The organism is Pseudomonas sp. CCNWLW23 (assembly GCF_037095675.1).
Lineage (GTDB): Bacteria > Pseudomonadota > Gammaproteobacteria > Pseudomonadales > Pseudomonadaceae > Aquipseudomonas > Aquipseudomonas atacamensis.
Genome location: NZ_JBAWKM010000002.1, coordinates 449,638 through 475,608 on the forward strand (window position 1 = coordinate 449,638; position 25,971 = coordinate 475,608).

26 protein-coding genes are annotated in these 25,971 nt (G+C 61.2%); 18 read left to right on the forward strand and 8 right to left on the reverse strand.

Annotated elements, in window-relative coordinates:
* Window position 1: 1 nt before the first annotated feature.
* Window positions 2-1,015, reverse strand: a complete 1,014-nt coding sequence (locus V8J63_RS05230) for a LacI family DNA-binding transcriptional regulator (RefSeq protein WP_264364931.1) — start codon at window positions 1,013-1,015, stop codon at window positions 2-4.
* 203 nt (window positions 1,016-1,218) lie between these two features.
* Between V8J63_RS05230 and V8J63_RS05235 the strand changes: the two genes are divergently transcribed.
* From V8J63_RS05235 to V8J63_RS05245, 3 genes are read left to right on the forward strand one after another with little or no spacing between them, the layout of a single operon-like run.
* Window positions 1,219-2,382, forward strand: a complete 1,164-nt coding sequence (locus V8J63_RS05235) for a Gfo/Idh/MocA family protein (RefSeq protein WP_336463699.1) — start codon at window positions 1,219-1,221, stop codon at window positions 2,380-2,382.
* Complete coding sequence (locus V8J63_RS05240) at window positions 2,372-3,454, forward strand: sugar phosphate isomerase/epimerase family protein (RefSeq protein WP_336463700.1); 1,083 nt, start codon at window positions 2,372-2,374, stop codon at window positions 3,452-3,454. Before V8J63_RS05235 ends, V8J63_RS05240 begins: the two co-directional genes overlap by 11 nt.
* 42 nt (window positions 3,455-3,496) lie before the next feature.
* Window positions 3,497-4,735 carry an MFS transporter gene (locus V8J63_RS05245; RefSeq protein WP_336463701.1) on the forward strand — a complete coding sequence of 413 codons (1,239 nt, stop codon included), beginning with the start codon at window positions 3,497-3,499 and terminating at the stop codon, window positions 4,733-4,735.
* Window positions 4,736-4,814: 79 nt separating this feature from the next.
* Here V8J63_RS05245 and V8J63_RS05250 read toward each other — a convergent pair whose 3' ends face one another.
* Window positions 4,815-5,111: a hypothetical protein gene (locus tag V8J63_RS05250; RefSeq protein WP_024012526.1), complete on the reverse strand. Its 297-nt coding sequence runs from the start codon at window positions 5,109-5,111 to the stop codon at window positions 4,815-4,817.
* A gap of 1,030 nt (window positions 5,112-6,141) precedes the next feature.
* Between V8J63_RS05250 and V8J63_RS05255 the strand changes: the two genes are divergently transcribed.
* Complete coding sequence (locus V8J63_RS05255; RefSeq protein ID WP_095179599.1) at window positions 6,142-6,978, forward strand: AraC family transcriptional regulator; 837 nt, start codon at window positions 6,142-6,144, stop codon at window positions 6,976-6,978.
* A 54-nt stretch (window positions 6,979-7,032) separates the two neighbouring features.
* Entirely contained in the window at window positions 7,033-7,629 is a 597-nt protein-coding gene (locus V8J63_RS05260; RefSeq protein WP_125915963.1) for a LysE family translocator, read from the forward strand.
* Here V8J63_RS05260 and V8J63_RS05265 read toward each other — a convergent pair.
* On the reverse strand, window positions 7,626-8,396 hold the full coding sequence (locus tag V8J63_RS05265; protein ID WP_197891997.1) for an AraC family transcriptional regulator: 771 nt from the start codon (window positions 8,394-8,396) through the stop codon (window positions 7,626-7,628). The two genes, V8J63_RS05260 and V8J63_RS05265, sit on opposite strands and share 4 nt — an antisense overlap.
* A 221-nt stretch (window positions 8,397-8,617) precedes the next feature.
* Between V8J63_RS05265 and V8J63_RS05270 the strand changes: the two genes are divergently transcribed.
* The 5 genes from V8J63_RS05270 to V8J63_RS05290 all read left to right on the forward strand — a co-directional run bounded on the left by V8J63_RS05270 (window position 8,618) and on the right by V8J63_RS05290 (window position 15,093).
* Window positions 8,618-10,243, forward strand: a complete 1,626-nt coding sequence (locus tag V8J63_RS05270) for an APC family permease (protein ID WP_130000026.1) — start codon at window positions 8,618-8,620, stop codon at window positions 10,241-10,243.
* A gap of 22 nt (window positions 10,244-10,265) precedes the next feature.
* The gene (locus V8J63_RS05275; RefSeq protein ID WP_186569256.1) at window positions 10,266-11,192 is read left to right on the forward strand and encodes a 4-hydroxyproline epimerase; all 927 of its coding nucleotides are present in this window, start codon (window positions 10,266-10,268) and stop codon (window positions 11,190-11,192) included.
* Between the two features lie 54 nt (window positions 11,193-11,246).
* The gene (locus tag V8J63_RS05280; RefSeq protein ID WP_125926054.1) at window positions 11,247-12,194 is read left to right on the forward strand and encodes a dihydrodipicolinate synthase family protein; all 948 of its coding nucleotides are present in this window, start codon (window positions 11,247-11,249) and stop codon (window positions 12,192-12,194) included.
* Between the two features lie 63 nt (window positions 12,195-12,257).
* The gene (locus tag V8J63_RS05285; RefSeq protein WP_336463702.1) at window positions 12,258-13,850 is read left to right on the forward strand and encodes an aldehyde dehydrogenase (NADP(+)); all 1,593 of its coding nucleotides are present in this window, start codon (window positions 12,258-12,260) and stop codon (window positions 13,848-13,850) included.
* Window positions 13,840-15,093, forward strand: coding sequence for an NAD(P)/FAD-dependent oxidoreductase (locus V8J63_RS05290; protein ID WP_336463703.1), 1,254 nt, complete (start codon window positions 13,840-13,842; stop codon window positions 15,091-15,093). Before V8J63_RS05285 ends, V8J63_RS05290 begins: the two co-directional genes overlap by 11 nt.
* Here V8J63_RS05290 and V8J63_RS05295 read toward each other — a convergent pair.
* Window positions 15,090-15,299 carry a DUF2945 domain-containing protein gene (locus tag V8J63_RS05295; RefSeq protein ID WP_122507430.1) on the reverse strand — a complete coding sequence of 70 codons (210 nt, stop codon included), beginning with the start codon at window positions 15,297-15,299 and terminating at the stop codon, window positions 15,090-15,092. The genes V8J63_RS05290 and V8J63_RS05295 overlap by 4 nt on opposite strands.
* 164 nt (window positions 15,300-15,463) lie before the next feature.
* On the opposite strand from V8J63_RS05295, the gene V8J63_RS05300 reads away from it, so the two are divergent.
* From V8J63_RS05300 to V8J63_RS05310, 3 genes are all read left to right on the forward strand, one after another.
* A complete protein-coding gene (locus V8J63_RS05300; protein ID WP_056784730.1) occupies window positions 15,464-15,691 on the forward strand; it encodes a hypothetical protein in 228 nt (75 codons plus the stop codon).
* Between the two features lie 142 nt (window positions 15,692-15,833).
* Window positions 15,834-16,883, forward strand: coding sequence for an NAD(P)-dependent alcohol dehydrogenase (locus V8J63_RS05305; protein ID WP_130888645.1), 1,050 nt, complete (start codon window positions 15,834-15,836; stop codon window positions 16,881-16,883).
* Between the two features lie 129 nt (window positions 16,884-17,012).
* Window positions 17,013-17,711, forward strand: coding sequence for a tRNA (adenine(22)-N(1))-methyltransferase (locus tag V8J63_RS05310; protein WP_336463704.1), 699 nt, complete (start codon window positions 17,013-17,015; stop codon window positions 17,709-17,711).
* A 193-nt stretch (window positions 17,712-17,904) separates the two neighbouring features.
* Here the strand turns inward: V8J63_RS05310 and ycaC are convergent, their stop codons facing one another.
* Window positions 17,905-18,534, reverse strand: a complete 630-nt coding sequence (gene ycaC, locus V8J63_RS05315; protein WP_016774235.1) for an isochorismate family cysteine hydrolase YcaC — start codon at window positions 18,532-18,534, stop codon at window positions 17,905-17,907.
* 265 nt (window positions 18,535-18,799) lie between these two features.
* Here ycaC and V8J63_RS05320 point away from each other — a divergent pair, with 265 nt between their 5' ends.
* Both V8J63_RS05320 and V8J63_RS05325 read left to right on the forward strand, forming a co-directional pair.
* The gene (locus V8J63_RS05320; protein ID WP_336463705.1) at window positions 18,800-19,510 is read left to right on the forward strand and encodes an SDR family NAD(P)-dependent oxidoreductase; all 711 of its coding nucleotides are present in this window, start codon (window positions 18,800-18,802) and stop codon (window positions 19,508-19,510) included.
* Between the two features lie 94 nt (window positions 19,511-19,604).
* Window positions 19,605-20,534: a LysR family transcriptional regulator gene (locus V8J63_RS05325; RefSeq protein WP_336463706.1), complete on the forward strand. Its 930-nt coding sequence runs from the start codon at window positions 19,605-19,607 to the stop codon at window positions 20,532-20,534.
* Here the strand turns inward: V8J63_RS05325 and V8J63_RS05330 are convergent, their stop codons facing one another.
* Window positions 20,535-21,452, reverse strand: coding sequence for an AraC family transcriptional regulator (locus V8J63_RS05330; protein ID WP_336463707.1), 918 nt, complete (start codon window positions 21,450-21,452; stop codon window positions 20,535-20,537).
* Between the two features lie 174 nt (window positions 21,453-21,626).
* Complete coding sequence (locus V8J63_RS05335) at window positions 21,627-22,391, reverse strand: SDR family NAD(P)-dependent oxidoreductase (RefSeq protein WP_130888649.1); 765 nt, start codon at window positions 22,389-22,391, stop codon at window positions 21,627-21,629.
* 258 nt (window positions 22,392-22,649) lie between these two features.
* On the opposite strand from V8J63_RS05335, the gene V8J63_RS05340 reads away from it, so the two are divergent.
* Both V8J63_RS05340 and V8J63_RS05345 read left to right on the forward strand, forming a co-directional pair.
* Window positions 22,650-23,531: a helix-turn-helix domain-containing protein gene (locus V8J63_RS05340; protein ID WP_130888670.1), complete on the forward strand. Its 882-nt coding sequence runs from the start codon at window positions 22,650-22,652 to the stop codon at window positions 23,529-23,531.
* 127 nt (window positions 23,532-23,658) lie between these two features.
* Window positions 23,659-24,396, forward strand: a complete 738-nt coding sequence (locus tag V8J63_RS05345; RefSeq protein ID WP_130888650.1) for an SDR family oxidoreductase — start codon at window positions 23,659-23,661, stop codon at window positions 24,394-24,396.
* A 410-nt stretch (window positions 24,397-24,806) separates the two neighbouring features.
* Here V8J63_RS05345 and V8J63_RS05350 read toward each other — a convergent pair whose 3' ends face one another.
* The gene (locus tag V8J63_RS05350) at window positions 24,807-25,502 is read right to left on the reverse strand and encodes a B3/B4 domain-containing protein (RefSeq protein WP_130888651.1); all 696 of its coding nucleotides are present in this window, start codon (window positions 25,500-25,502) and stop codon (window positions 24,807-24,809) included.
* A 46-nt stretch (window positions 25,503-25,548) separates the two neighbouring features.
* Between V8J63_RS05350 and V8J63_RS05355 the strand changes: the two genes are divergently transcribed.
* Window positions 25,549-25,971, forward strand: a 423-nt coding sequence (locus tag V8J63_RS05355) for a helix-turn-helix domain-containing protein (RefSeq protein WP_336463708.1), incomplete at its 3' end; no start/stop codon positions are given.

The window sequence follows — 25,971 nt, forward strand, 5'->3', positions numbered from 1 at the left end:
GTTAGCGCTTGCCCAAGTTGTCGATGCGGGCCGTGCTGCTGCGTGGCGTCAGCTCGAACGGCAAGACGACATGCCGCTCTGTCAGCGGCTGTTTTTCGATCAGGGCAATCAACATTTCGACCGCCCTGGCCCCGAAGGCCTCGGCTGGTTGCGAGATGGTGGTCAGCGGCGGATCGCAGTACGCAGCCATGGGAATGTCATCGAAACCCACCACTGAAATATCCTCGGGCACACGCAGCCCGGCCTGCCGGATGCGCTTGAGCGCACCAATGGCCATTTCATCGTTTTCGCAGAACAGCGCGCTCGGCCGCTCGGCCAATGCGAGCATCTTTTGCGCTCCGGCAAAACCGGCCTCGAGGCTGAAATTGCCATGGCAGATCAGTGCTTCATCGAAGGCAATCCCGGCCTCGCGCAATGCCGCTTCGTAACCTGCCAGTCGATCCAAAGTCAGCGGGCTGTTTTTTGAGCCTTTGATCAGGCCGATACGTCGGTGTCCCAAGGCGATCAGGTGGTCGGTCATGGCTTTGGCGGCGGCGACGTTGTCCAGGCTGATGGTTGGATAACGACCGGCCTTGAGCACTTCGCAGGCGTTAACGATCGGCGGCACATCGGCGTCGGCCGGGGCGTTTTCGAAAGGATCGTAGGCGCGCAACTGGATCACCCCGTCGGCCTGATAAGCGTAAACCAGCTCGGCGAATTGTCGCTCCAGTTCTTCCCGGCCCTGGGTGTCGCACAGCAGCAGGCGATAACCGGCCGCCTGCGCCGCTTGCTGCGCGCCGCTGATGACCCGGGCGAAAAAGGTGTTGGCGATGGTCGGCACCAGAATCACCAGATTGCCGGTGCGCCGCGAACGAAACTGCACGGCCATCAGGTTCGGCCGATAGCCGGCCTGCTCCACGGCGGCCATGACGCGCTCACGGGTTGGCGCGAGCACGCGCTCGGGCGATTTCAAAGTCCTCGAAACCGTCGCCACGGAAACCCCGGCCAGCCGAGCCACTTCGCGAATATTGGACAAAACCACCTCGTTGATTCATGCCGATCAGGCGCGGAGCTTACCGCAGGCGACGAGCGATCGAAACGCTGTCGATCATCCGCTGGCATTTGACACTCGGCTAATTCAAGCCTAGATTTCGCCTACGATGTAACCGGTTACATCGCTCATCAACATTGCATCCAGCTACCGAGACGACTGCCATGTACGCTGCCGCAAAAATAAGAATGGGTTTTGTTGGAGGCGGTGAAGGTTCATTCATTGCCCGTGCCCACCGGCAAGCCGCCGGCCTCGACGGACGCTTCGAACTGGTCTGCGGCGCATTCAGCCGCGACTCGGAGAATAATCAGCGCACCGCTGCGGCCTTGGGTGTCGCGGTCGAGCGTTGCTACGACGACTGGCAAACCCTGCTCGCCCGCGAGGCCGCCCTGCCCGCCGAGCAGCGCATGCAACTGCTGGTCATCGTCACTCCGAATCATCTGCACGCACCGATTGCCCGTGAGGCATTGAGCGCCGGTTTTCACGTGTTCAGCGAGAAACCCGCGGCGCTGAACCTCGCCGAGGTGCAGGCGCTGCGCTCGGTGGTCAACAGCAGCCAGCGAATTTACGGGCTGGCGCACACCTACCTCGGTTACGCGATGGTCTGGCAGGCCCGCGAAATGGTCGCCAGCGGCGTGCTCGGGCGCGTGCGCAAAGTTCTCGTCGAGTACCCGCAAGGCTGGCTCAGCACCGATGTCGCCGGGCAAGGCAACAAGCAGGCCGGCTGGCGCGACGACCCGACGCAATCCGGGATCGGCGGCTGCATCGGCGATATCGGCACTCATGCGTTTTCCCTCGCCGAGTTCGTTGCCGGCCAGTCGATCCAGTTCATCAGCGCAATGCTTGGCTCGCATGTCGAGGGTCGGCAACTGGATGACGATGTGGCGATGCTGTTCAAAATGCGCGACGGCGCCAGTGGTGTATTGCTCGCCAGCCAGGTCTGCGCCGGTGAGGAAAACCCGCTGAAGATCCGCGTCTACGGTGACAAGGGTGGGCTGGAGTGGCGCCAAGAGGACCCGGCGAGCCTGATTCATCGACCGTTGAACGAGCCGATGCGCGTTCTGCGCTCCGGAGTCGGTCAGCCGTGGCTGTGTGCCGCCGCAACCCGACGCATGCGCCTGCCTGCGGGGCATCCCGAAGGTTATCTGGAAGCCATGGCCAACCTGTACGGCGATCTCGCCGAAGCGATTGTTCATGGCGCCGAGGGCCATCAGGCACCGGGCGTACCGGGCATCGAGACCGGCCTGCGCGGCATGGCCTTCATTGAAACCGCGATCGCCAATCACCTTGGCAATGAAAAGTGGAGCGAGATCCCCGGCCCACTGACAGGAGCCCAGCACAATGAACAGTGATCAGCAAAATTCGACTGGCCTGAAAGGTCCGGGGATTTTCCTCGCGCAATTCATCGCCGACGAAGCGCCTTTCGACTCCCTCGCCAACATCGCCGAATGGGCGGCCTCGCAAGGCTACAAAGCCATTCAGGTACCGACCCTCGGCACACGGTTCATCGATTTGCAGCGCGCCGCTGAGAGCCAGGATTACTGCGACGAACTCATCGCCGTGTGCGCCCGCGCCGGTGTGGTGATCAGTGAGCTGTCGACGCACCTGCAAGGGCAATTGGTCGCGGTTCATCCGGCGTTCGACAGCCTGTTCGACGACTTCGCCCCGCCAGCGTTGCGCGGCAAGCCGCAGGAGCGCACCGAGTGGGCCATTGAGCAGTTGAAACTGGCCGCTCGTGCCAGCAAGCGTTTGGGACTTACGGCCCATGCGACCTTCTCCGGCGCCCTCCTCTGGCCTTACGTGTATCCGTGGCCACAGCGTCCGGCCGGTTTGGTCGAGCAAGGTTTCGCCGAACTGGGCAAGCGCTGGCTGCCGATTCTCGACTGCTTCGAAGAGGCTGGCGTTGATCTGTGCTACGAAATCCATCCCGGCGAAGACTTGCATGACGGCGCGTCGTTCGAGCAGTTTCTTGAAGCGGTGAATCATCACCCCCGCGCCGCAATTCTGTATGACCCGAGCCACCTGCTGCTGCAGCAAATGGACTACCTCGGCTTCATCGACCGCTACCACCAACGCATCCGCATGTTTCACGTCAAGGATGCCGAGTTCCGCCCCGATGCGCGCTCCGGCGCCTACGGCGGGTATCAGGGCTGGGTCGAGCGTCCCGGGCGCTTTCGCTCGCTGGGCGACGGCCAGATCGATTTCAAATCGATCTTCAGCAAATTGTGCCAATACGACTTCAACGGCTGGGCCGTGCTGGAGTGGGAGTGCTGCCTGAAAGACTCCGCACAAGGCGCGGCGGAAGGAGCGGCGTTCATCGAGCGACACATGATCCGCAAGACCGCCAAGGCCTTCGACGATTTCGCCGGGGTCAGCGCCGATGCCGCTTCCAACCGGCGCCTGCTCGGCCTGACTGACGACTGATTCATCCGCGTTACCGACATAAAAACAATACGGTGATCTGAAATGAACGTAATGAATGCGCGACTCAGCGTGATGATGTTTTTGCAGTTCTTTATCTGGGGCGGCTGGTTCGTCACCCTCGGCACTTTTCTGGCGACAACGCTGGCCGCCAGCGGTGGTCAGGTCGGCATGGCCTTTGCCACGCAATCCTGGGGCGCGATTCTGGCGCCGTTTGTCATTGGCTTGATTGCCGACCGTTTCTTCAATGCCGAACGCATTCTGGCAGTGCTGCATCTGCTTGGCGCAGTGTTGCTCTATCAGCTCTATCGCGCGGCAGACTTCAGCGCGTTTTATCCCTATGTGCTCGCCTACATGATGGTCTACATGCCGACATTGGCACTGGTGAATGCCGTGGCGTTCCGCCAGATCAAAGACCCTGCGCTGGAGTTCTCGCGCATTCGCGTGTGGGGCACGGTGGGCTGGATCGTTGCCGGCGTGGTGATCAGCTTCGTGTTCGCCTGGGACTCGCAGCAAAGCATCGCGGCCGGAGGCTTGCGCAATACGTTCCTGATGTCCGCCCTCGCATCGCTGCTGTTGGGGCTTTACAGCTTCAGCCTGCCGAGCACCGCGCCGCTGAAAACCGCAGCCGGCTCATCAAGCCTCAAGCAGATGCTCGGCGTCGATGCGTGGGGTTTGCTCAAGGATCGCAGCTATCTGGTGTTCTTCCTCGCCTCGATCCTGATCTGCATTCCGCTGGCCTTCTATTACCAGAATGCCAATCCGTTTCTGGCCGAGATAGGCGTGACCAACCCGACAGCGAAGATGGCCATCGGTCAGGTGTCGGAAGTGCTGTTCATGTTGCTGTTGCCGCTGTTCATCCATCGCTTCGGCATCAAGATCGCCCTGCTGGTCGGCATGGCTGCCTGGGCGTTGCGTTACGTACTGTTTGCCTTCGGCAATAACGACGATCAGGCATACATGCTGCTGATCGGCATTGCCCTGCACGGCGTGTGCTATGACTTCTTCTTCGTGTCCGGGCAAATCTACACCGATGCCAAGGCACCGGAACGCTTCCGCAGCTCGGCGCAAGGTTTGATCACCTTGGCTACGTACGGATTGGGCATGTTGATTGGTTTCTGGATCGCGGGACGGATTACCGACCACTTCACATCAAGCGCAGGGCATGACTGGAGAAGCATCTGGCTGTTCCCCGCCGGTTTTTCCGTGGCGGTATTGCTGTGTTTCTGGGCGACATTCAAGAGCCGCGATCGCGACAAGGCCGTGCTGCCGAGTGCGGTTTAGAGCAGAGTTGTAAAGCGTGAATAGAACGAATGCCGCCTGTGGTTGAGGCGGCATTCGTTATCGATGCTCATCGTTGCGCTCAAGCGGTGCGACGTTCGAGCAGACGGTCAGCGCCACCTTCGGCGACCCGATTGCCTTGCAGATGATCGGAGCCATCAGAGGCTACTGCATCGCTGAACAGTGGATCGGTTTCGGTTGCGGCTACTGCATCGCTGAACAGCGGGTCAGTTTCGGTTGCGGCTACTGCGTCGCTGAACAAGCGGTCCGTTTGAGTGGAGGCGACCGCGTCGCTGAACAGTGGGTCGGTTTCGGTGGCGGCGAAGGCATTCAGTGCAAAAACCGAGAAAGCGATACCGAGGATAGTCTGGCGTTTCATGATGATGTGCTCCGAATTGCAGTGGTTGGGTATGGAGCCGATCTTACGCCGCGCTATGAATATGAGAACTTCATTGACTTAATGGTTGTTATTGACGCAATCAATGGTTGATCGAGCATGAGCCGCTATTGGATCGATCTTCATGCTGTTGCTTACGTCATTAAGCGAAACGCCCTACAAAGTCGAAAGCATAAAACCGACAATCTCGTTTTTGACAGTTTTTTGCACACAAAAAAAGACCCGTATCAGTCGAAACCGAAACGGGTCTTTCCCCACTTAGACGACCTTATTTCAAGTCGTCAAAGTGGTCTCGCAGGAACTCGTAAAAGCGCAAGGCTTTCAACAATCTCCATACAAGGCTCAGCGTACGCAGCAGAAGCTTCATACGTTTTGGCCTCCAGGGCTGGCGGCCAAACCTCCAGCAAACTTACCGGACCATGCGTGCCTTCAGCCTACATGTTGGTGTAGCTAGTGAGGCGGCCGGTTGAAATCCCTCCGAGACATCATTCCGGCGCGGGTGCGAATCCGCGTCAGAGGGCGTGAAACCTTTTGCGCCCCCAGCCAAACCTCACAGCTCTACCAACAAGATGAGCGCAGGCATCTTAACGCAGAAATCAGAAGAGAAAACCCGAGTAGCCAAGGTTATTCTGCGGCTACGCCTGAACCTTTGTAAAACCGTATTTCTGACAATGTTTATTGACAGACCTGAATTCAGTTACATGCGTTGGACGTTCCGAAAAAACCTCGCACATCACGCTAAACCTTCGTTGCACTGACGGGAGAAACTCAATACCATGCGCGGACATGTTGGTGTGGCTAGTGAAGCACATGGCCTCGGCTCCAAACCGAGGATTGAAAAACCGCCCCGCGAAGGCGGTTTTTTTTCGTCTGCGTTTTGTGGTCCCACCCCATCCAGGACACATTGCCTGACTCGATCCCCCTGCGCACCTGCACAAATCTTCTAAACACTCTCCTCCTCCACGCGGTACTTTAGAAACGCCCCTGCTCAACCGCCCTATGGAGTCCTCCCATGGACAAACGCAACTGGATCTCTCTCTCCCAGGATGTCGATACCGGGATCGAGTCGATTCGTGCGCATTTCCGTGGCCATGCTTACGATCCGCACTGGCATGACAGCTTTCTCGTCGGCGTTACCGAGCAAGGGGTCCAGCAGTTCAATTGTCGCCGGGTGCGTCATCGCAGTACGCCGGGGCATGTGTTTCTGCTTGAGCCGGGAGAAATCCACGATGGCCATGCGCCGACCGAGGATGGCTTTACCTACTCGATGCTGTACCTCGATCCGCACTGGCTGGAGCGCGAATTGCACGCGCTGTTCGAAGAAGCGCCCGCTGACAGTCAGCCAGGATTTGCCGACACCCTGAGCCACGATCCGCGCCTGTCGACGGCGATCGTGCAAGCCTTCCATGCTTTGCATGACGGCGATCTGCGCATCGTCCGGCAGACTGCACTGGATGGCCTGCTGGCGTCCCTCACCCGCCATCTCGACTGGCGCAAGCGTCAGGACTTCGATCCGCGCCTGCCACTGGTTGCGCAGGTTGCGCGCGACTATCTGCATGCCCATACCTACGAAGACATCGGCCTCGACGACCTAGCGCAAGCCTGTGGTGTCGATCGTTTTCGCTTGACCCGCGCGTTCAAGGCCGCTTTCGGTCTGGCACCCCACGCTTACCTGATCCAACTGCGCCTGGCCAAGGCGCGGCAATTGCTCGCGCGCGGCGAGACGCCAGCGCAGGTGGCCAGCGTGCTTGGTTTTGCCGATCAGAGTCATCTGGGGCGCTGGTTCCGCCGCGCCTATCAATTGACCCCGGCGGACTACCGCAAACGCTGCTCAAATCTTCCAGACTGAGGCCTGCCCACTGACGATCATGGTGTCCTGTTTCGACTTTCAGGAATCTGCACCATGGCTTCTTTACTGCCCTTTCTGCTGTTTGCTTTCGTCGCCTCGATCACGCCGGGGCCGACCAATATTCTGGTGCTGAGCCACAGTTCGCGGCGCGGGTTGATCGCCACGTTGCCGATCATTTTTGGCGCCTGTGCGGCGGCGGCGCTGATTGTGCTGGTGGTCGGGCTCGGTGCTGGCGAAACCCTGTTGCGCTTTCCGCGCGTGCAGCAAGCCATGGCCTGGGCTGGCGTGCTCTGGTTGAGCTGGCTGGCGTGGCAGATCTTTCGCAGCCCGCCGCCATCGCTGGACCCAAATGCTGCACAGGAACAAGGCTTGAGCGTCTTCGGCGCGGCGCTGCTGCAACTGGTCAATCCGAAGGTGTGGATGATGGCTGTGGCCGTGGTCAGCGTATTCGTTGGCGGCGGCGACAAGACCCTGCGCCTGCTGGTGTTGTCGCTGGCATTTCTGCTGGTGTCGCTGCCGTGCATGACGCTCTGGGCGCTGCTCGGCGTTGGCAGCGCGCGGTTGCTCAGCTCACCGCAAGCGTTCAAGCGAATGAACGCGGCACTGGCCCTTCTTCTGCTGCTCTCGGCCTGGCTGGCCGTGTTGGTCTAATGCCCGGTGGCTTGCCGGTATTCGCGTGGTGTAAACCCGGTCGAGGCCTTGAACTGACGGGTGAAAGCGCTGTGATCGGTGTAGCCGCATTGCAGCGCAACCTCGGTAATCGGCAAGTCGCTGTGCAGCAATCGATGCGCGTGTTCCAGGCGGACTTTCTGAATCATCTGCCGTGGTGTCAGGTGGAAAACGCGTTTGCAATAGCGCTCCAGTTGCGCCACGGATATCCCGGCGATCCGCGTCAGTTCACCCAGCGTCACCCGCCGGTTGAAGTTGCCGCGGATGTATTCATCGACCGCCGCCAGGCGCTCGAACGCCGGGTGGGTTTCGCTGGCTGACTGCAGATCCACCGAGATCCCCACCAGGCCGATGATCGTCCCGTCACGGTTGTAGATCGGCCTCTTGTGAGTCAGGCACCAGCCCGGCTCGCGACTGCCATACAGGTGCAGTTCGAGCTGATCCTCCAACACAAAACCTTCCTCCAGCACCTTGCGATCCTGCTCGGTGTAACCCGGGCCCAACTGCGCCGGGAACACTTGCGCGCTGGTCTTCCCCAGCAACGGGCGCAGGTCCTTCAAGCCACAACGCTGCACCAGCGTGCGGTTGGCCAGCACATAGCGCGCGTGCAGATCCTTGATGAAGATCGCCGCATTCGGGATCACATCGAGTATCGGCAACAGCTGCGCGGCACCGGCGACCATCTCTTCGAGGGTCTGCGCCCGCAAGCCGTCAGTGCCCTGGCACAGGATCGAAAACGCTGACTGCATCAAACACTTCCCCTCGAGTAGAACCACCGCAAATGTCAGTCGCCAGCAGATTGCAGCAACGTCACGGCCCTGTCGAGGCCCAGCAATCGCCAGCGCCATTGTGCTGAATTCGTCATCGATCCCGGCATAAAACATCAATCGCCGCCACTGCCGAGCGGTGCAAAGTCTGCTCGTCCCCGTGACACAACTGCCTATCCAATAACTCACAAGAAGGCGATGCCATGTCAGGCCAAGGCAAGTTCAAAAAACAGCTTTCATTGATCGACCTCACCTTTATCGGACTCGGCGCGATCTTCGGCTCCGGCTGGTTGTTCGCCGCCAGCCATGTCTCGGCGATTGCCGGTCCGGCGGGGATTTTTTCCTGGTTGCTGGGCGGTTTCGCCGTGTTGCTGCTGGGCATCGTCTACTGCGAACTGGGCGCGGCATTGCCCCGTGCCGGCGGTGTGGTGCGCTACCCGGTTTATTCCCACGGCCCGCTGCTCGGCTACCTGATGGGCTTCATTACGCTGATTGCGTTTTCCAGTCTGGTGGCGATCGAAGTGGTCGCCTCGCGCCAATACGCGGCGGCGTGGTTTCCCGGCCTGACCAAGGCTGGCAGTGGCGATCCGACGATCCTCGGCTGGCTGGTGCAGTTCGGCCTGCTCTGCGTGTTTTTCCTGCTCAACTACCGCAGCGTGAAGACCTTCGCCAAGGCCAACAATCTGGTCAGCGTGTTCAAATTCATCGTGCCGTTGCTGGTCATCGGCGTGCTGTTCACTTTCTTCAAACCGGAGAACTTTCAGGTTCAGGGATTCGCTCCATTCGGCCTGTCCGGCGTGGAGATGGCGGTCTCTGCCGGGGGGATCATCTTTGCCTACCTGGGCCTGACGCCGATCATTTCCGTGGCCAGCGAAGTGAAAAATCCACAGCGCACCATTCCCATCGCGCTGATTCTCTCGGTGCTGCTGTCGACTCTGATCTACGTGCTGCTGCAAATGGCCTTTCTCGGCAGCATCCCGACGGAAATGCTCGCCAACGGCTGGGCTGGCATCAGCAAGGAATTCGCCCTGCCCTATCGCGACATCGCTCTGGCGCTCGGTGTCGGCTGGCTGGCGTATCTGGTGGTTGCCGATGCGGTCATTTCGCCGAGCGGCTGCGGCAACATCTACATGAATGCCACGCCGCGAGTGATCTACGGCTGGGCGCAGACCGGCACCTTCTTCAAGGTCTTCACCCACATCGATGAAAAGTCCGGCATCCCGCGTCCGGCGCTGTGGCTGACTTTCGCCCTGTCGGTGTTCTGGACCCTGCCATTCCCGTCGTGGGAAGCGCTGATCAACGTGGTCTCCGCCGCGCTGGTGTTGAGCTATGCGGTGGCGCCTGTATCGGTTGCGGCGCTGCGGCGCAATGCGCCGGACATGCCGCGCCCGTTCCGGGTCAAGAGCATGGGCCTGCTCGGGCCGGTGTCGTTCATCATCGCCGCGCTGATCGTTTACTGGTCGGGCTGGAACACCGTGTCGTGGCTGCTCGGCCTGCAAATCCTGATGTTTGTCATCTATCTGTTCTGTGGCCGCTTTGTGCCGACCGCACACCTGAGTCTGGCGCGTCAGGTGCGTTCATCGGCGTGGCTGATCGCCTTCTACGCGGTGACTATCGTGCTGTCGAAACTCGGCACCTTCGGTGGCCTGGGTATCCTCACCCATCCGTTCGACACGATCGTCGTCGCCGCTTGCGCCACCGGCATTTACTACTGGGGCGCAGCGACCGGCGTGCCTGCCCATCTGCTGCGCCTGGACGACGAGGACGAAGAAAGCGACAGCCCTGCGCCCTCGTCCACCGTCAGCGCCCGCCCTGCCGGCGCCTACTGAAATCATCCAACGGGATCTCTTCATGAAACGAGTACACGTCATTGATTCCCACACCGGCGGCGAGCCGACGCGGCTGGTGATGAGCGGCTTCCCCGAGCTGTCCGGCAACAGCATGGTCGATAAACGCGATGCCCTGCGCAGCCAGCACGATCAGTGGCGCCGCGCCTGTCTGCTCGAGCCGCGTGGCAACGATGTTCTGGTCGGCGCGCTGTATTGTCCGCCGGTGTCGGCAGACGCCACCTGCGGGGTGATCTTCTTCAACAACGCCGGATACCTGGGCATGTGCGGCCACGGCACCATCGGCCTGATCAATTCGTTGCAGCATCTGGGGAAAATCCAGCCGGGCGTACACAAGATCGACACGCCGGTGGGGCAAGTCAGCGCGACTTTGCACGACGATGGCTCGGTCACCCTGGGCAACGTGCCCGCCTACCGCTATCGCAAACAGGTGCCGGTGGAGGTGCCGGGTTATGGCCGCGTGGTCGGCGATATCGCCTATGGCGGCAACTGGTTTTATCTGGTCTCCGAGCATGGCCAGAGGTTAACGATGGACAACGTCGAACACCTGACCGCGTACACCTGGGCGATGCTCAAGGCGCTGGAAGATCAGGGCATTTTTGGCGAAGACGGCGCGGTCATCGACCACATCGAACTGTTCGCCGATGACGATCGGGCCGACAGCCGCAACTTCGTCATGTGTCCCGGCAAAGCCTACGACCGCTCACCGTGCGGCACCGGCACCAGCGCCAAACTTGCCTGCCTGGCCGCCGACGACAAGTTGCAAGCGGGCGCGCCATGGATCCAGGCGAGCATTACCGGCAGCCAGTTCGAAGGGCGCTTCGAATGGGAGGGCGAACGCATTCGCCCGTTCATCACCGGCCGCGCCTACATGACCGCCGACAGCACCTTGCTGATCGACGACAGCGACCCGTTCGCGTGGGGCATCTGAGCCGCCACGCCGATTTTTCACTTCGAATCAAACGAAATGCCAAGGAGTTGAATCATGAGCGACAACATCTTCACCGGCTGCATGCCGGCCCTGATGACCCCATGCACCGCCCAGCGCAAACCGGACTTCGATGCGCTGGTGGCCAAGGGACGCGAGCTGATCGATGTCGGCATGAGCGCCGTGGTCTACTGCGGCTCGATGGGCGACTGGCCGCTGCTGACTGAAGCCGAGCGTCAGGAAGGCGTGGCGCGGCTGGTCGCTGCCGGGGTGCCGACCATCGTCGGCACCGGCGCGGTGAATACCCGTGAAGCGGTTTCCCACGCAGCGCATGCGGCGAAAGTCGGCGCGCAAGGCTTGATGGTCATCCCGCGCGTGCTGTCCCGTGGCGCTTCGGCGACGGCGCAAAAGGCCCACTTCGCCGCGATCCTGCAAGCCGCACCGAACTTGCCGGCGGTGATCTACAACAGCCCTTATTACGGCTTCGCCACCCGCGCCGATCTGTTTTTCGAACTACGCCGCGAGTACCCGAACCTGATCGGTTTCAAGGAATTCGGCGGCGGCGCGGACCTGCGCTACGCGGCCGAGAACATCACCTCCAAGGATGACGACGTGACGCTGATGGTCGGCGTCGACACGCAAGTGGTGCACGGCTTCGTCAACTGCAACGCCACCGGCGCCATCACCGGCATCGGCAACGCCCTGCCCCGCGAAGTGCTGCAACTGGTAGCGCTGAGCAAGCAGGCCGCGCAAGGCAATGCCAAGGCCCGGCGCCAGGCGCGGGAGCTGGAGTCGGCGCTGGCGGTGCTGTCCTCGTTCGACGAAGGTTGCGATCTGGTGCTGTATTACAAGCATCTGATGGTGCTCAACGGCGACAAGGAATACACCCTGCACTTCAATGAAACTGATGTGCTGAGCGACTCGCAACGGCGCTATGCCGAGAAGCAGTATTCGCTGTTCCGTCACTGGTACGAAAACTGGTCCGCCGAGCAGAACTTCGCCTGACCACCACCTGCCGCGAGTCATCACGATTCGCGGCAGGCCTCGCTCATTTCACAGGAAGACACCATGACTCTGACGGGCAACATGCTGATCGGCCAACAATCCGTGACGGGCCATCGTCCAGCCTTTCGCGGGATTGATCCGGCGACCAACCAGGCACTTGAACCGCAGTTCGCCGGGGCGTCAGCCGAACAGGTGGAACAGGCGTGCGCCCTGGCCTGGACGGCGCAAGACGCGTACCGCGAAACCAGCCTGAGCACCCGTGCGGCATTTCTCGAAAGCATTGCCGAACACATCGAAAACCTTGGCGATGAACTGATCGAACGCGCCCACGGCGAAACCGGTCTGCCGCGTGCACGCCTTCAGGGCGAACGTGGCCGCACCTGCTCGCAATTGCGCCTGTTCGCCCGCACGGTGCGCGCCGGTGAATGGCTCGACTTGCGCGTCGACAGTGCGCAACCGCAACGCCAACCGCTGCCGCGCTCCGACTTGCGCCAGCGGCAGATTGCCTTGGGGCCGGTCGCGGTGTTCGGCGCGAGCAACTTTCCGCTGGCATTTTCCGTGGCCGGTGGCGACACCGCCGCAGCACTGGCGGCCGGTTGCCCGGTGATCGTCAAGGCGCACAGCGCCCATCCGGGCACCAGCGAACTGGTCGGCCGCGCAGTCGCGCAAGCGGTCAAAGCCTGCGCTCTGCCCGAGGGCGTGTTTTCCTTGTTGTTCGATTCTGGCTACGAAGTCGGCATCGCATTGGTCAGCGACTGGCGCATCAAAGCCGCTGGTTTCACCGGCTCGCGCACTGGCGGTCTCGCTTTGATGAAAGCCGCGCAAGCGCGGCCGGAGCCGATCCCGGTGTATACGGAAATGAGCTCGATCAACCCGGTATTGCTGTTTCCCGCCGCGCTGGAAAATCGCGCGCAGGCGTTGGCCGAAGGGTTTGTCGCGTCGCTGACACTGGGCGCCGGGCAGTTCTGCACCAACCCGGGATTGCTGATTGCCCGCAAAGGCCCGGCGCTCGACGGGTTTCTCGGCGCGGTAGCGGAACTGATCCCGCGCAGCGCGGCGCAAACCATGCTCACGCCCGGCATCTTCGGCGCCTATCAAGCAGGCGTGACCGCTCTGCAAGACAACCCCCGTGCACGCGCGATAGCGGTTGGCCAAGTCGGCAGCGGCCCGAATCAGTGTCAGACGCATGTCTTCAGCACCGATGCAGCGGATTTTCTCGACGATCAGCGTTTGCAGGCTGAGGTGTTCGGCGCGACATCGCTGATCGTGCAATGCAGCAGTGACGAAGAAATCCGTCAGGTCTGCGCCCATCTCGAAGGTCAACTGACCGCGACCCTGCACATGGATGACGCCGACCTTGCACTGGCGCGTTCGTTGCTGCCAACCCTGGAGCGCAAGGCCGGTCGCTTGCTGGTCAATGGCTGGCCGACCGGCGTGGAAGTCTGCGATGCAATGGTGCATGGCGGGCCTTACCCGGCGACCTCGGATGCGCGCAGCACCTCGGTGGGCACTGCGGCGATCCTGCGTTTCCTGCGGCCGGTGTGCTATCAGGATTTCCCCGACAGCTTGCTGCCGACGGCGCTGCAACAGACCAATCCGCTCAACCTTCGGCGCTTGCTCGATGGCCAACGGGAAGCGACACGCCATGGCGAATAATCCTTCGCACGACATCGCCGTGGTCGGCGCCGGCATCATTGGCGTGGCTTGCGCACTGCGCCTGGCCCGCCAGAGTTTGCGCGTGGTGGTCATCGATGAGCAGGAACCGGGGCATGGCGCTTCGTTCGGCAACGCCGGACATCTGGCCACCGAGCAGGTGTTTCCGATCGCTGATGTTTCGATCCTCAAGCGCTTGCCAGCCATGCTGATGGACCCGATGGGGCCGCTACGCCTGGACTGGAAATATCTGCCGCGCGCCCTGCCGTGGTTCACCCGCTTGCTGCTGAATCTGCGGTCTGAACCTTTTCAGAAAACCGTCGCCGGCCTGCGCGCGCTCAATGAAAGCAGTCTCGACGCGTGGCAGCGCTTGCTCAGCGATATCCAGCGCCCGGATCTGCTCAAGGTTGACGGCTCGTTACTGGTCTTCGAAAAACCTGAATCGCGGCAATCCCTCGAAGCCTTGCAGGCACGCCTGAATCAGCAGCAGGTGCCGGTGGACTATTGGCAGGCGGGGGCGATCCGCGAAACGGCGCCGCAGCTCAGCGAACAGATTCAGGGCGGACTGTTTTTCCCGCGCACCGGGCATTTCCTTGATCCCTATCGGGTGGTCTGCGCACTGGTCGAAGCGGCTCGCAGCAGCGGCGTGAGTTTTCTCCAGCAGCAGGTTCAGGGCGGCTGCGTGCAGGAGAACGGTGTTTTATTAGTGACCGGTAATGGCGGGGTAACGGCCAGACGCGTGTTACTGGCCTGCGGTGCGCATTCGGCGAAACTGACTGCCGCGCTGACTGGCAAGCAGGTACCGTTGGACACCGAACGTGGCTATCACCTGATGCTGCCGCACGAGCATGATCGCCTGCCCTTCCCCGTCACCTCGCTGGAACGCAAATTCATCATGACGCCGATGCGCGAAGGCCTGCGCCTGGCCGGCACGGTCGAATTCGCCGGGCTGGAGCGGCCGGCGAACATGGCACGCGCCTGGCAGTTGCAGCGCCTGAGCCAAGGCCTGTTTCGCAAGGATCTGAACGCTGATGGCGCCACACCGTGGATGGGCTTTCGCCCGTCGCTGCCGGATTCCCTGCCAGTGATCGATCAGGTTTGCGCCGGCAAGGTCTTGCTTGCCTTCGGTCATCAGCATCTGGGCCTGACTCAAGCGGCGCTGACGGCGGAATTGATCGGGCAGATGGTCTCAGGCGCGGCTCTCGCGCTGCCGAGTGTCGACGCCTACCGACTGGCACGTTTCTAAGCGTGCTTCAGCGCGTCGCCGTGATGCATGGCCAGGTGGCCGGTCTTGTCGCTCTTGACCTCGTACTGCGGCGCGTCTTTCGAAGCCGGCCGGTGGCGGCCCATGAACTCGGTATCGCGAGTGTGCACCTTGACCACTTTGCCGTGGATCTCGCCGGCCTCGGAATTCCAGCGCACCGCTTCGCCGACCTTGAATGAACTGCTCATCATTGCGTCCTCGCCTCTGGCTGTTGATTTATGGAGCCGCGCGCGTCGGAGAAATTCCGCTTTTTTGCGAGGCGACCGAAGGCAGGCAAAAAAATCGAACGGCGAAAATCGCCCGCACCTCCAACCTGCACAAGCCGTAGAAAACGGCCATGACGAGGTGTGAGATGAATAACGATCAAGGCAAGCAAGGTGACGATCCGCTCCCAACCACGCCCGACCCGCTGAGTCCGGGGCGTACCGAGGTCGATCCGATGAAGGAACGCGGCATCGACGAGCTACCCGACAACGAAGGCGAAATCCCGCTGGATGATGACAGTACCGGCCTGGATCCGGAGCGCGTACGTCAGGAAACCGATAACGCCGAGATGGACGACCAGCCCAATCCGCGTTGAGCCTGAAACGGCAGCCATACGGCTGCCTTTCGGTTGCGCAATCAACAGCAGAATCAGGCAAGCATTTCACAGAAATGCACTACCTCGCGCTCCGACCCAGGCGCAACAATGGGCGTCCGACAACCCCATGGAGGATGCTCACATGCTCGTACAAGCCTACGGCGCCCACGCTGGCGACAAACCTCTTGAACCGATGCAGATCAACCGCCGTGCCCCGGCGGCGCACGACGTGCAGATCGATATCGCCTTCTGCGGCATCTGCCATTCCGACTTGCATCAGGTGCGCGCCGAATGGGCTGGCACGCAATTCCCTTGCGTGCCCGGCCATGAAATCGTCGGCCGCGTCTCGGCGGTCGGCGATCACGTCAAAAACTACAAGGTCGGCGATCTGGTCGGTGTCGGCTGCATCGTCGACAGCTGCCAGCACTGCGATGACTGCGAGTCCGGTTTGGAAAACTACTGTGACGGCATGATCGGCACCTACAACTTCCCGACCCCGGACGCACCGGGCTGGACTCTCGGTGGTTACTCGCAAAACATCGTCGTGCACGAGCGCTATGTGTTGCGCATCCGTCATCCCGAGGCGCAACTGGCAGCCGTCGCACCGCTACTCTGCGCCGGCATTACCACCTACTCGCCGCTGCGCCAGTGGCACGCTGGCCCCGGCAAGAAAGTCGGCGTGGTCGGCATCGGTGGCCTGGGCCACATGGGCATCAAACTGGCCCACGCCATGGGCGCCCATGTCGTCGCATTCACCACTTCCGAATCCAAGCGTGAAGCGGCCAAGGCACTGGGCGCGGACGAAGTGGTGGTGTCACGCAATGCCGAGGAAATGGCGGCACACACCAAGAGCTTCGACTTCATCCTCAATACCGTCGCAGCGCCGCACGATCTCGACGCGTTCCTGGTTCTGCTCAAGCGCGACGGCGCGTTGACCCTGGTCGGAGCGCCCGCATCGCCGCATCCGTCGCCGAACGTGTTCAACCTGATCACCAAGCGGCGCACCATTGCCGGTTCAATGATCGGCGGCATTCCCGAAACTCAGGAAATGCTGGATTTCTGCGCCGAGCACGGCATCGTTTCCGACATCGAATTGATCCGCGCCGACCAGATCAACGAGTCCTATGAGCGCATGCTCAAGGGCGACGTGAAATACCGCTTCGTCATCGACAACGCAACGCTCGCCGGCTAAGCACAAGCGCCCATCGGCAGCGCAATGCTGCCGATGGCACGAGTAATTCCATCCCGTAATTGACAGCGCCAGCGTTGCTCGCCAGAGTCGCACCCCTTTTTTCCACCGCAGGGTGAACAGGGGTTTGCGTTGAACCAACAGACATTGTCCATGCGTCTTGAACGCGTCGCCGCACATGTGCCGCTTGGCGCGAGACTGGCCGATATCGGCTCCGATCACGCTTACCTGCCGGTGGCCTTGCTGCGCCGGGGCCTGATAACAGCAGCGGTCGCTGGCGAGGTCGCGTTGACGCCGTTCCACGCGGCGCAACGCACCGTCAATGACAACGATCTGCAGGGGCAGATCAGCGTGCGTCTGGCCGATGGCCTGGCGGCGATCAGGCCTGACGACGGCATCAGCGCCATCACCCTGTGCGGCATGGGCGGCGAAACCATTCGCGATATTTTCGACAGTGGCAAGGCCCATCTCAGTGGCCACGAACGCTTGATCCTGCAACCCAACGGCGGCGAGCAAGCGCTGCGCCAGTGGTTGATGGATGACGGCTACCGCATCGTTTGCGAAGAAGTGCTGCACGAGAACCGCTTCGACTACGAAATTATCGTTGCCGAGCGGGCCTCTGATCCGGTGACTTACGATGCCAGGGAACTGTTTTTCGGACCGCTGCATCTGCAGGCACGCTGCCCGGCATTTCTGCACAAATGGCAACGCAGGCTGAGTCAGCGGCAGAAGACGTTGGGGCAGTTTACGCGAGCGCAACAGGCGTTGCCGGAGGATAAAATTCTTGCGCTGAAGCAAGAGGTGCAGTGGATCAGCGAATTGCTCGGGTGACTGTGCCGCCGTCTTCGCGAGCAGGCTCGCTCCCACAGGAAATTGCATTTCTCCTGAGGGAACACGGTCAACTGTGGGAGCGAGCCTGCTCGCGAAAGCGGTGGGTCAAGCTACACAGCAACCAAGTTGGCCGCAGCCGTCGGAAAAACAAAAAGCCTGCTGTTAAAAGCAGGCTTTTTCGTGGGTGGTGAACTTACTTCTGCTGCGTCAGCGCCGAGTAGCTGTTCATCAGGTTGCGGTAGTTAGGAATGCGCTGCGACAACAGATTGCCCAGGCCTTCAATGTCGTTGCGCCAGTCGCGGTGCAGTTCGCAGGCCACCGAGAACCAGTTCATCATCTGCGCGCCAGCCTGAGTCATGCGGCTCCATGCGGCTTGCTGCACGGTCGTGTTGAAAGTGCCGGACGCATCGGTGACCACGAACACATCAAAACCTTCCGCCAGCGCCGACAAGGTCGGGAACGCTACACACACATCCGTGACCACACCGGCAATGATGATCTGCTTGCGCCCGGTGGCCTTGATCGCCTTGACGAAGTCCTCGTTGTCCCAAGCGTTGATCTGGCCTGGACGAGCGATGTACGGCGCGTCCGGGAACATCTCTTTCAGCTCCGGCACCAGCGGGCCGTTCGGGCCTTGTTCGAAGCTGGTGGTGAGGATGGTTGGCAGGTCGAAGAACTTGGCCAGATCCGCCAGCGCCAGCACGTTGTTCTTGAACTCGTTCGGCGAGAAGTCCTGCACCAGCGAGATCAGACCGGTCTGGTGGTCAACCAGCAGCACGATAGCGTCGTCTTTGTTCAGGCGGTTGTAGGTTGGAGTGGTCATGGTGTGCATCCCTTTTCAAGTTTTGAAGTTTGTTGTTGCGTTCAAGTTGGGTACAGATTACTGACGCACAGCAAAGGGATAAATCGGCTGAAAAGCGTTTCACCGTCCACTCAAACGGGACAATCATTCGAGGTCCGCTCTGATTAGATACACCACAGTACAAATGATGTACCTCAGCCCCCATTTATCAACTTCGCTCAACTTCCTAAAGTCTCCTCCAACAGCCACCCGCCATCCTGACGGGCCAGCGACAGAGGAAATCATCATGAGCACATCGAAAAAAGTAGTTGTCATCACCGGCGCTTCGCAAGGCATTGGTGCAGGTCTGGTCGGAGGCTTTCGCGCCCTTGGCCATCAAGTGGTCGCTACCTCGCGCTCGATCAAAGAGTCGAGCGACCCGAATGTCCTGACCGTCGCCGGCGACATTGCCGATCCGCAAACCGCCGAGCGCGTGATTCGCGCCGCTGTCGCCCGCTTCGGTCGCGTCGATACGCTGGTCAACAATGCCGGGATCTTTCTGGCAAAGCCGTTCACCGCTTACAGCCAGGCGGACTATGCCCAGGTCGTGGCGACCAACATGAGCGGCTTCTTCTACATCTCGCAACTGGCCATCGCCGAGATGGAAAAACACGGCAGCGGCCACGTCGTCAGCGTGACCACCAGCCTGGTCGATCATGCAATCGACGGCGTGCCTTCGGTATTGGCGTCGCTGACCAAGGGCGGCATCAACGCCGCGACCAAATCCCTGGCGATCGAGTACGCCAAGCGCGGGATTCGGGTCAACGCCGTGTCGCCGGGCATCATCAAAACGCCGATGCACGCCGAAGAAACCCATCAGGCGCTGGGCAGCCTGCACCCGGTCGGTCACATGGGGGAAATCGACGACATCGTGCAAGCGATCCTCTACCTCGACGGTGCAAATTTCGTCACTGGCGAGATCCTGCATGTCGACGGTGGCCAGAGCGCCGGCCATTGATCGAAACCCTGCAACGCCGCCGGTGGATACCGGCGGCGTCGTTGGTTGTGGTACACAGAGGATGAACGTCTGTCGATCCTCGGTGCGAGCCACAATGAAACGCCATTTTGAAGATTTGCAGTTAGGCAGTATCGAACTGTTCTGCCTGGCCGCCGAAGCCGGCAGCTTCACCGCCGCCGCGCAACTGGCCGGAGTCACGCCCGCTGCGGTGAGCCGGTCGATTCTGCGTCTGGAGCAACGCCTGGGTTCGCGACTGTTCGCGCGCACCACGCGCAGCATCCGCCTCACCGACGCCGGACGGAGCTTCTTCGAACAATGCAGCCAGGCGCTGACGCAACTGGTTGAAGCGCAGCAGGAAGTCATGGGCGCGCAGACTTCGCCGTCGGGGCGACTGCGCATCAGCCTGCCGACCACCTACGGGCATCACCGCATCCTGCCGCTGCTACCGAAATTTCGCGCGTTGTACCCCGAGGTCACGGTCGACGTGCACTTGGGCAATCGCAATATCGACTTCGTCGAAGAGGGCTACGACCTGGCGATACGCGTGCGCGCACAACCGGACTCGACGCTGATCGCGCGCTTGCTGGAAGACGCCGCCCTGGTGGTGGTCGCCGCCCCCGAATATCTGCATAGAGCCGGTACGCCGCAGACGCTGGACGATCTCATCGCGCATGAGTGCATCCAGTTCGAATTGCCCAGCAGCGGGCGGCGGATTTCCTGGCTGTTTCAGGAAAACGGCCGGGACCTGGAAGTGATTTCCGACGGTGGCTATTCCTGTTCCGACGATGTGCTCGGCGGTGTGACGCTGGCCAAGCACGGCGCCGGGCTGTTTCAGACTTACCGTTTCATCGTCGAGCAGGAACTCGCCGATGGCCGCCTGATTGAGGTGCTGCAACCGTACGCCGGACGTTCGCGCCCCTACACCCTGCTCTACCCGCACGGCCGCTATGTGCCGCAGCGGGTGCGGGGGTTTGTGGATTTTCTGCTGGGGTTTCGTGAGCAATGGACAGGACCCGCGCGGTAATCAACCGGTCTGACGCAGGCGGCTGAGTTCCTTGGACGGCGGGCAGCCGAACTGGCGGTTGTATTCGCGGCTGAACTGCGAAGCGCTTTCGTAGCCGACGCGGTAACAGGCGCTCGAGACGTCCAGCCCTTCATTGATGATCAGCCGCCGCGCCTCTTGCAGGCGCAGCTGTTTTTGATATTGCAGCGGGCTCATCGCGGTGACGGCTTTGAAGCGGTGATGCAGCGCCGAGTTGCTCAGGTTGGCCACCTGCGCCAGCGCGTCGATACGCAGCGGCTCGGTGAAATTCCTGTTCAGCCAGTCGATAGCGCGCGTGACCCGGTGGGTCTGCGAATCGTTGACGGCGATTTCATACAGCAGATGCCCGTGCTGGCCGCGCAGCAGGCGGTAATACAGCTCGCGCAACGCCATCGGCGCGAGCATGCCGATGTCGCGTGGATTATCCAGCAGGCGCACCAGACGCAGCATGGTGTCGAGCAGGGTCACGTCGATCTTGTCGAGAAACATCCCGCGACCGGTTTCCTGCGGCATGCCGGTCAGCGGCGACTCGGCAATCAGTTGCGTCAGTTGCGCCGGATCGAAATCCAGCCGTACGCAAAAATACGGCGCCTCGGGCGAGGCTTCGATCACCCGTCCCGACACCGGCAACGTCACTGACACCACCAGATAATTCAGCGGGTCGTAGAGGAAGCGCTCATCACCCAGCCCGACTTCCTTGCGCCCCTGCACGATCAGGCACAGCGCGGGCCGGTGCACAACGTGAATCAGCTCGGACGGGCCATCGAGACGGATCACGTGCAGTGGCGCAATCGCGGTTTCGTAGGTGCCCGGCGCGTCAAAGCGTTGAGTCAGCAGGCGCACCAGTTCGGCGCGATACACCGCCGTATCGTGGAGGATGGAAGCGTCGTGGTTATCCATGCAAAGGGCCTCGAAAGCAGACGAAGGTGGGTCAACTGCGGAGGAAGATTAGCCAGTTTTATCCAGCGGCGACTAGATCAAAGATGCTGCAGATTTGCCTGATTCTGCGTGCTCGTCTTACTGGCAAAGCCATGGGCGCGTTATCACACGCGCCCTTGGCTTCTCACCCGACTATCAACCCGCCGTAACCGTCATGCCGCCATCGGCCATGACCACCGAGCCGACCATGAAACTGGCGCGGTCGGAGGCGAGGAAGGTGACGATTTCGGCGATTTCTTCCGGCTGCGCCGCCCGACCGATCGGCGCCGCTTCGCCGTGCTGCGCGAGGAAGCCAGGGCCGTCCTCGACCACATCGTTGAGAATATTGGTCACCACATCGCCGACGCCGATGGCATTGACGCGAATGCCGTGCTCGATGACTTCCAGGGCCAGCGTGCGGGTCAATTGTGCCAGCGCACCTTTGGAAGCGGTGTAGGCGGCAATGGTCGGAAAGGCAAAGTACGACGCATAGGAAGCGATATTTACGATTGCACCGGACTTGTTCGGGATCATCGCCTTGACCGCTTCGCGGCAGTGCAGGAAGGCGGCCGTGGCATTGACTGCCTGGATCTTTTCCCAGTCGTCGCGACTCATGTCGATCACGGCTTTGTTGATAATGATCCCGGCGTTGTTGATCAGAATATCCAGGCGCCCGAACTGCTCGACGGCAAGGCCGACTGCGCGTTCGGCGGCGCCGTCCTCGGTGATGTCCGCCACCAGCGGCACCAGATCGGGACGAGCCAGTTCTTCGACAGCCGGGTTGAGGTCTTCGGCAATCACCTTGGCGCCGCGAGCGTGCAGCATCAGCGCAATCGCCTTGCCGATGCCACTGGCCGCGCCAGTGACCAGTGCAACTTTACCGGCGACTTCTTGTGGCAGGGTGTGGTTGAAATCAGTCATGGTTTTAACTCCTCGATAGCGAATCGGTGTTGCGCCTGATGGCGCGCTCGTAAACACGGCTTCACTGTCGCGCACTGGCCGCCGCCGGGCTTTCGGGCGATTGCCGGGACTGTCGGAGTTTTGCGCTGGAATTTCTCATTCGCCCGCCCTAACCTGCAAAATCATTCGCAGCCGAAGCTTTTCATGGAGCGTCCTGTGCCCTCTGCCAGCCCCGCTACACCGACAATCAGCCAGCCCGCGCGCATCGCCGCCGAAGCCATGCCGGAGCATCTGCCCGGTGTTGCGGAAACGACCACGCCGCGGCCGCAGATCAAGGATGCAGTGGTGCAACTGTTCCGCCATCAGACTCTGCTCGAACCGATCCGCGTGCCCTGCGTGGCCGAACCGCTGCTGGTGCTGGTATTGGCCGGCACTGCCCGGGTCGAAGAACGTTCGTTGGGCGGAGAATGGCAGGCGAGCCAGGTCACGGCGGGCGACTTCTTCCTGACCAACACCCGCGAACCCTATGAAATGCGCTGGCAAACCGAAGGTTGCGAGGTGTTCGAAGTCATGCACCTTTACCTAGGTCTGGGCCTGATCGAACAAGCGGCGCGCGAAGCGTTCGGCGAACAGGCCGGTGCAGTGACGTTTGTCGATGTGTCCGGTGCGCGTGACGAGCAGGTCAGCTTCATTCTTGAGCAACTGCGCATCGAACTGACCGAACAGCGCCAACCCAGCGCACTGCTGGTGCACAGCCTGGCTCAGGCGTTGGCGATCCATTTGCTGCGTCATTATCTCGACCCCGACAGCAACCCGCGCCGCGACAACGCCCTGCCCGCCTACAAACTGCGCCGGGTGATCGAAGCCATGAATGCGCATCTGGCGGAAGATTTCAGCCTCGGTGATATGGCCGCAGTCGCTGAGCTGAGCGACTACCACTTCAGCCGCACCTTCAAGCGCGCCACCGGTTTATCGCCCTCGCAATACTTCATCCGCCTGCGCATGAGCCGCGCGCGTCATCTGTTGCTGGAGACGGCACGCAGCGTGATCGACATTGGCCTGGAAGTCGGCTACTCCAGCCCCAGCCACTTTTCCCAGGTGTTCCGCCGTGAAGTCGGGGTCACTCCGAGTGCCTACCGGGACGCGCCACGCGGGGCCTGAAAACCTGTCGAAAAGCGATGCAGCAGAATTGGGCAAATCCCGTGGAGGAATCGATTAATAGCCCATGAGCCGCCGCACTTAATCTTCTTCCAAGCCCACTCACGGGCACACAGAAGAGGACGACATCATGCTGAACATTCAAGACAAAGTGATCGTGATTACCGGCGCCAGCAGCGGCATCGGCGAAGCCACCGCACGCCTGCTCGCCGAACGTGGCGCCAAAGTGGTGTTGGGCGCACGGCGCACCGAGCGTCTGGCCGTGATTGCCGATGAGATCAACGGCGCCGGTGGCCACGCGCAGTTCCGCGCACTGGACGTCACCGATCAGCAGGATGTGCAGCGCTTCGTTGATTTCGCCGTCGAGCATTACGGCCGCGTCGATGTGCTGGTCAACAACGCCGGGGTCATGCCGTTGTCACGGCTGGATGCGCTGAAGGTCGATGAGTGGAACCGCATGATCGACGTCAACATCCGTGGCGTACTCCACGGCATCGCTGCCAGTCTGCCGTTGATGCAGCGCCAGCGCGCCGGGCAGATCATCAACATCGCCTCGATCGGCGCTTACGCGGTCAGCCCCACCGCAGCGGTGTACTGCGCAACCAAATACGCAGTGCGGGCCATTTCCGAAGGCTTGCGTCAGGAAGTCGGCGGCGATATCCGCGTCACCGTCATTGCACCGGGCGTGACCGAATCGGAACTGGCCGAGAGCATTTCCGATGAAGGCGGCCGCGCCGAGATGAAGTCATTCCGCAAGATCGCCATCCCCGCCGAAGCCATCGCCCGCGCGATTGCGTATGCCGTCGAACAACCGGCGGACGTGGACGTCAGCGAACTGATCGTGCGCCCGACCGCGAGCCCTTATTGAAACCAGGAGTCAATCTGTGGCAGCGAGCCTGCTCGCGAAAGTGCTGGGTCAGGCGAACATGATGTTGAATGTACCGCCGCATTCGCGAGCAGGCTCGCTCCCACAGGGTGGTTGTGGCGCCACCAAATCATTGGTCAACACATTGTGGGAGCGAGCTTGCTCGCGAAAGCGGTGGTTCAGGCGAATATGAAGTTGAATGTGACGCCGCCTTCGCGAGCAGACTCGCTCCCACAGAGGTTGTAGCACCACCAAATCATTGGTCAACACGGAACACTGTGGGAGCGAGCTTGCTCGCGAAAGCGGTGGTTCAGCGGGCAAAGAGGTTGAATATGCCGCCGTCTCGCGAGCAGGCTCGCTCCCACAGGGAATCGCGGTGCCGCTGACGAAACGGGCTGGCACTCATATCTAGCTTAACGCGCTCCCGGCCCGATCAACATGCTTTCGATCTCGGCACCGGGCATCAATTGTTGCAGGCCATCGATCAACTTGTCGCCGGCCTCGGTCAGCGCTTCCAGCGGCATGGCGGGCAGGCTTTCGAGGATGAACCACATGTGCTGCGCCTGCGCATCGAGGCGGGTTCGCACGCCTTGGCGCCAGTTCCAGCGCCGGCAGGTCACGCCTTGGTCATCGCGCCAGATCACTTCGCCGGCGTCCGGGAATTCATGCGCGGGCAGACCTTCTTTCATCGTGTCGAACGGTTCGCTGCCATCGGCGACGACCAGACGCGGTGAGCCGACGTAGGCCTCGGCATTCTCGCCCCCCACGGGAATCGCGTATTCCAGACTGATGGCGTTGTACAGATCAACCACCGGATCGATGCTCGGCAACTCGCCGTCGCGCAACACCCGTTTGCGCAGAGCCTCGGCCGAGCAAGGCGTGCGCTGCGGCTTGGCACCGAACTGGCGAAACACGTCCGCCCAGGCCTGCAAGTGCGCGGGCCCCCATGACGGGCCACCGTTGGCGACGATCTGACAGGCTTTGGCCAGTGCTTCACCGGCCACGTATGCCTGAGTAATCGGCGCCGCTTGCACGACAATACTCAGCGCTCTGAAGCCCGGCGCGAGTTGCGCAACAGCCGGATCGATTGACGGCACGACAGACAGCATCCCAGAATCCCCCTCATACCCGAATTTCAAACGATGCTAGCGATCAATGACCAAGAAAGTCAATATAACGACCGAGGCCGGCGCCGACGTCGAGACCGTCAGCGCGGCGGTGTCGCGCACGCTCAAACAGGCGCGCAAACAACAGGGCATCACCCTGGATGAACTGTCCAGGCGCTCCGGCGTGAGCAAAGGCATGGTGGTCGAGATCGAGAAGGGCTCGGCCAACCCAAGCATCGCGACATTGTGCAAAATTGCCGCAGCGCTGGGCTTGTCCGTGGCGGACTTCGTCAATGTCGCCGACACTCCGGCGGCGCATCTGATCGACAGTGATGACATCCCCACGCTATGGACCGGTGAGCTGGGTGGATCGGCACGACTGCTGGCCGGCACCGGCGGCCCGAACATGCTCGAGTTGTGGCGCTGGGAATTGTTTCCCGGCGAGTCGTTTTCTTCAGCCGGTCACCCGAAT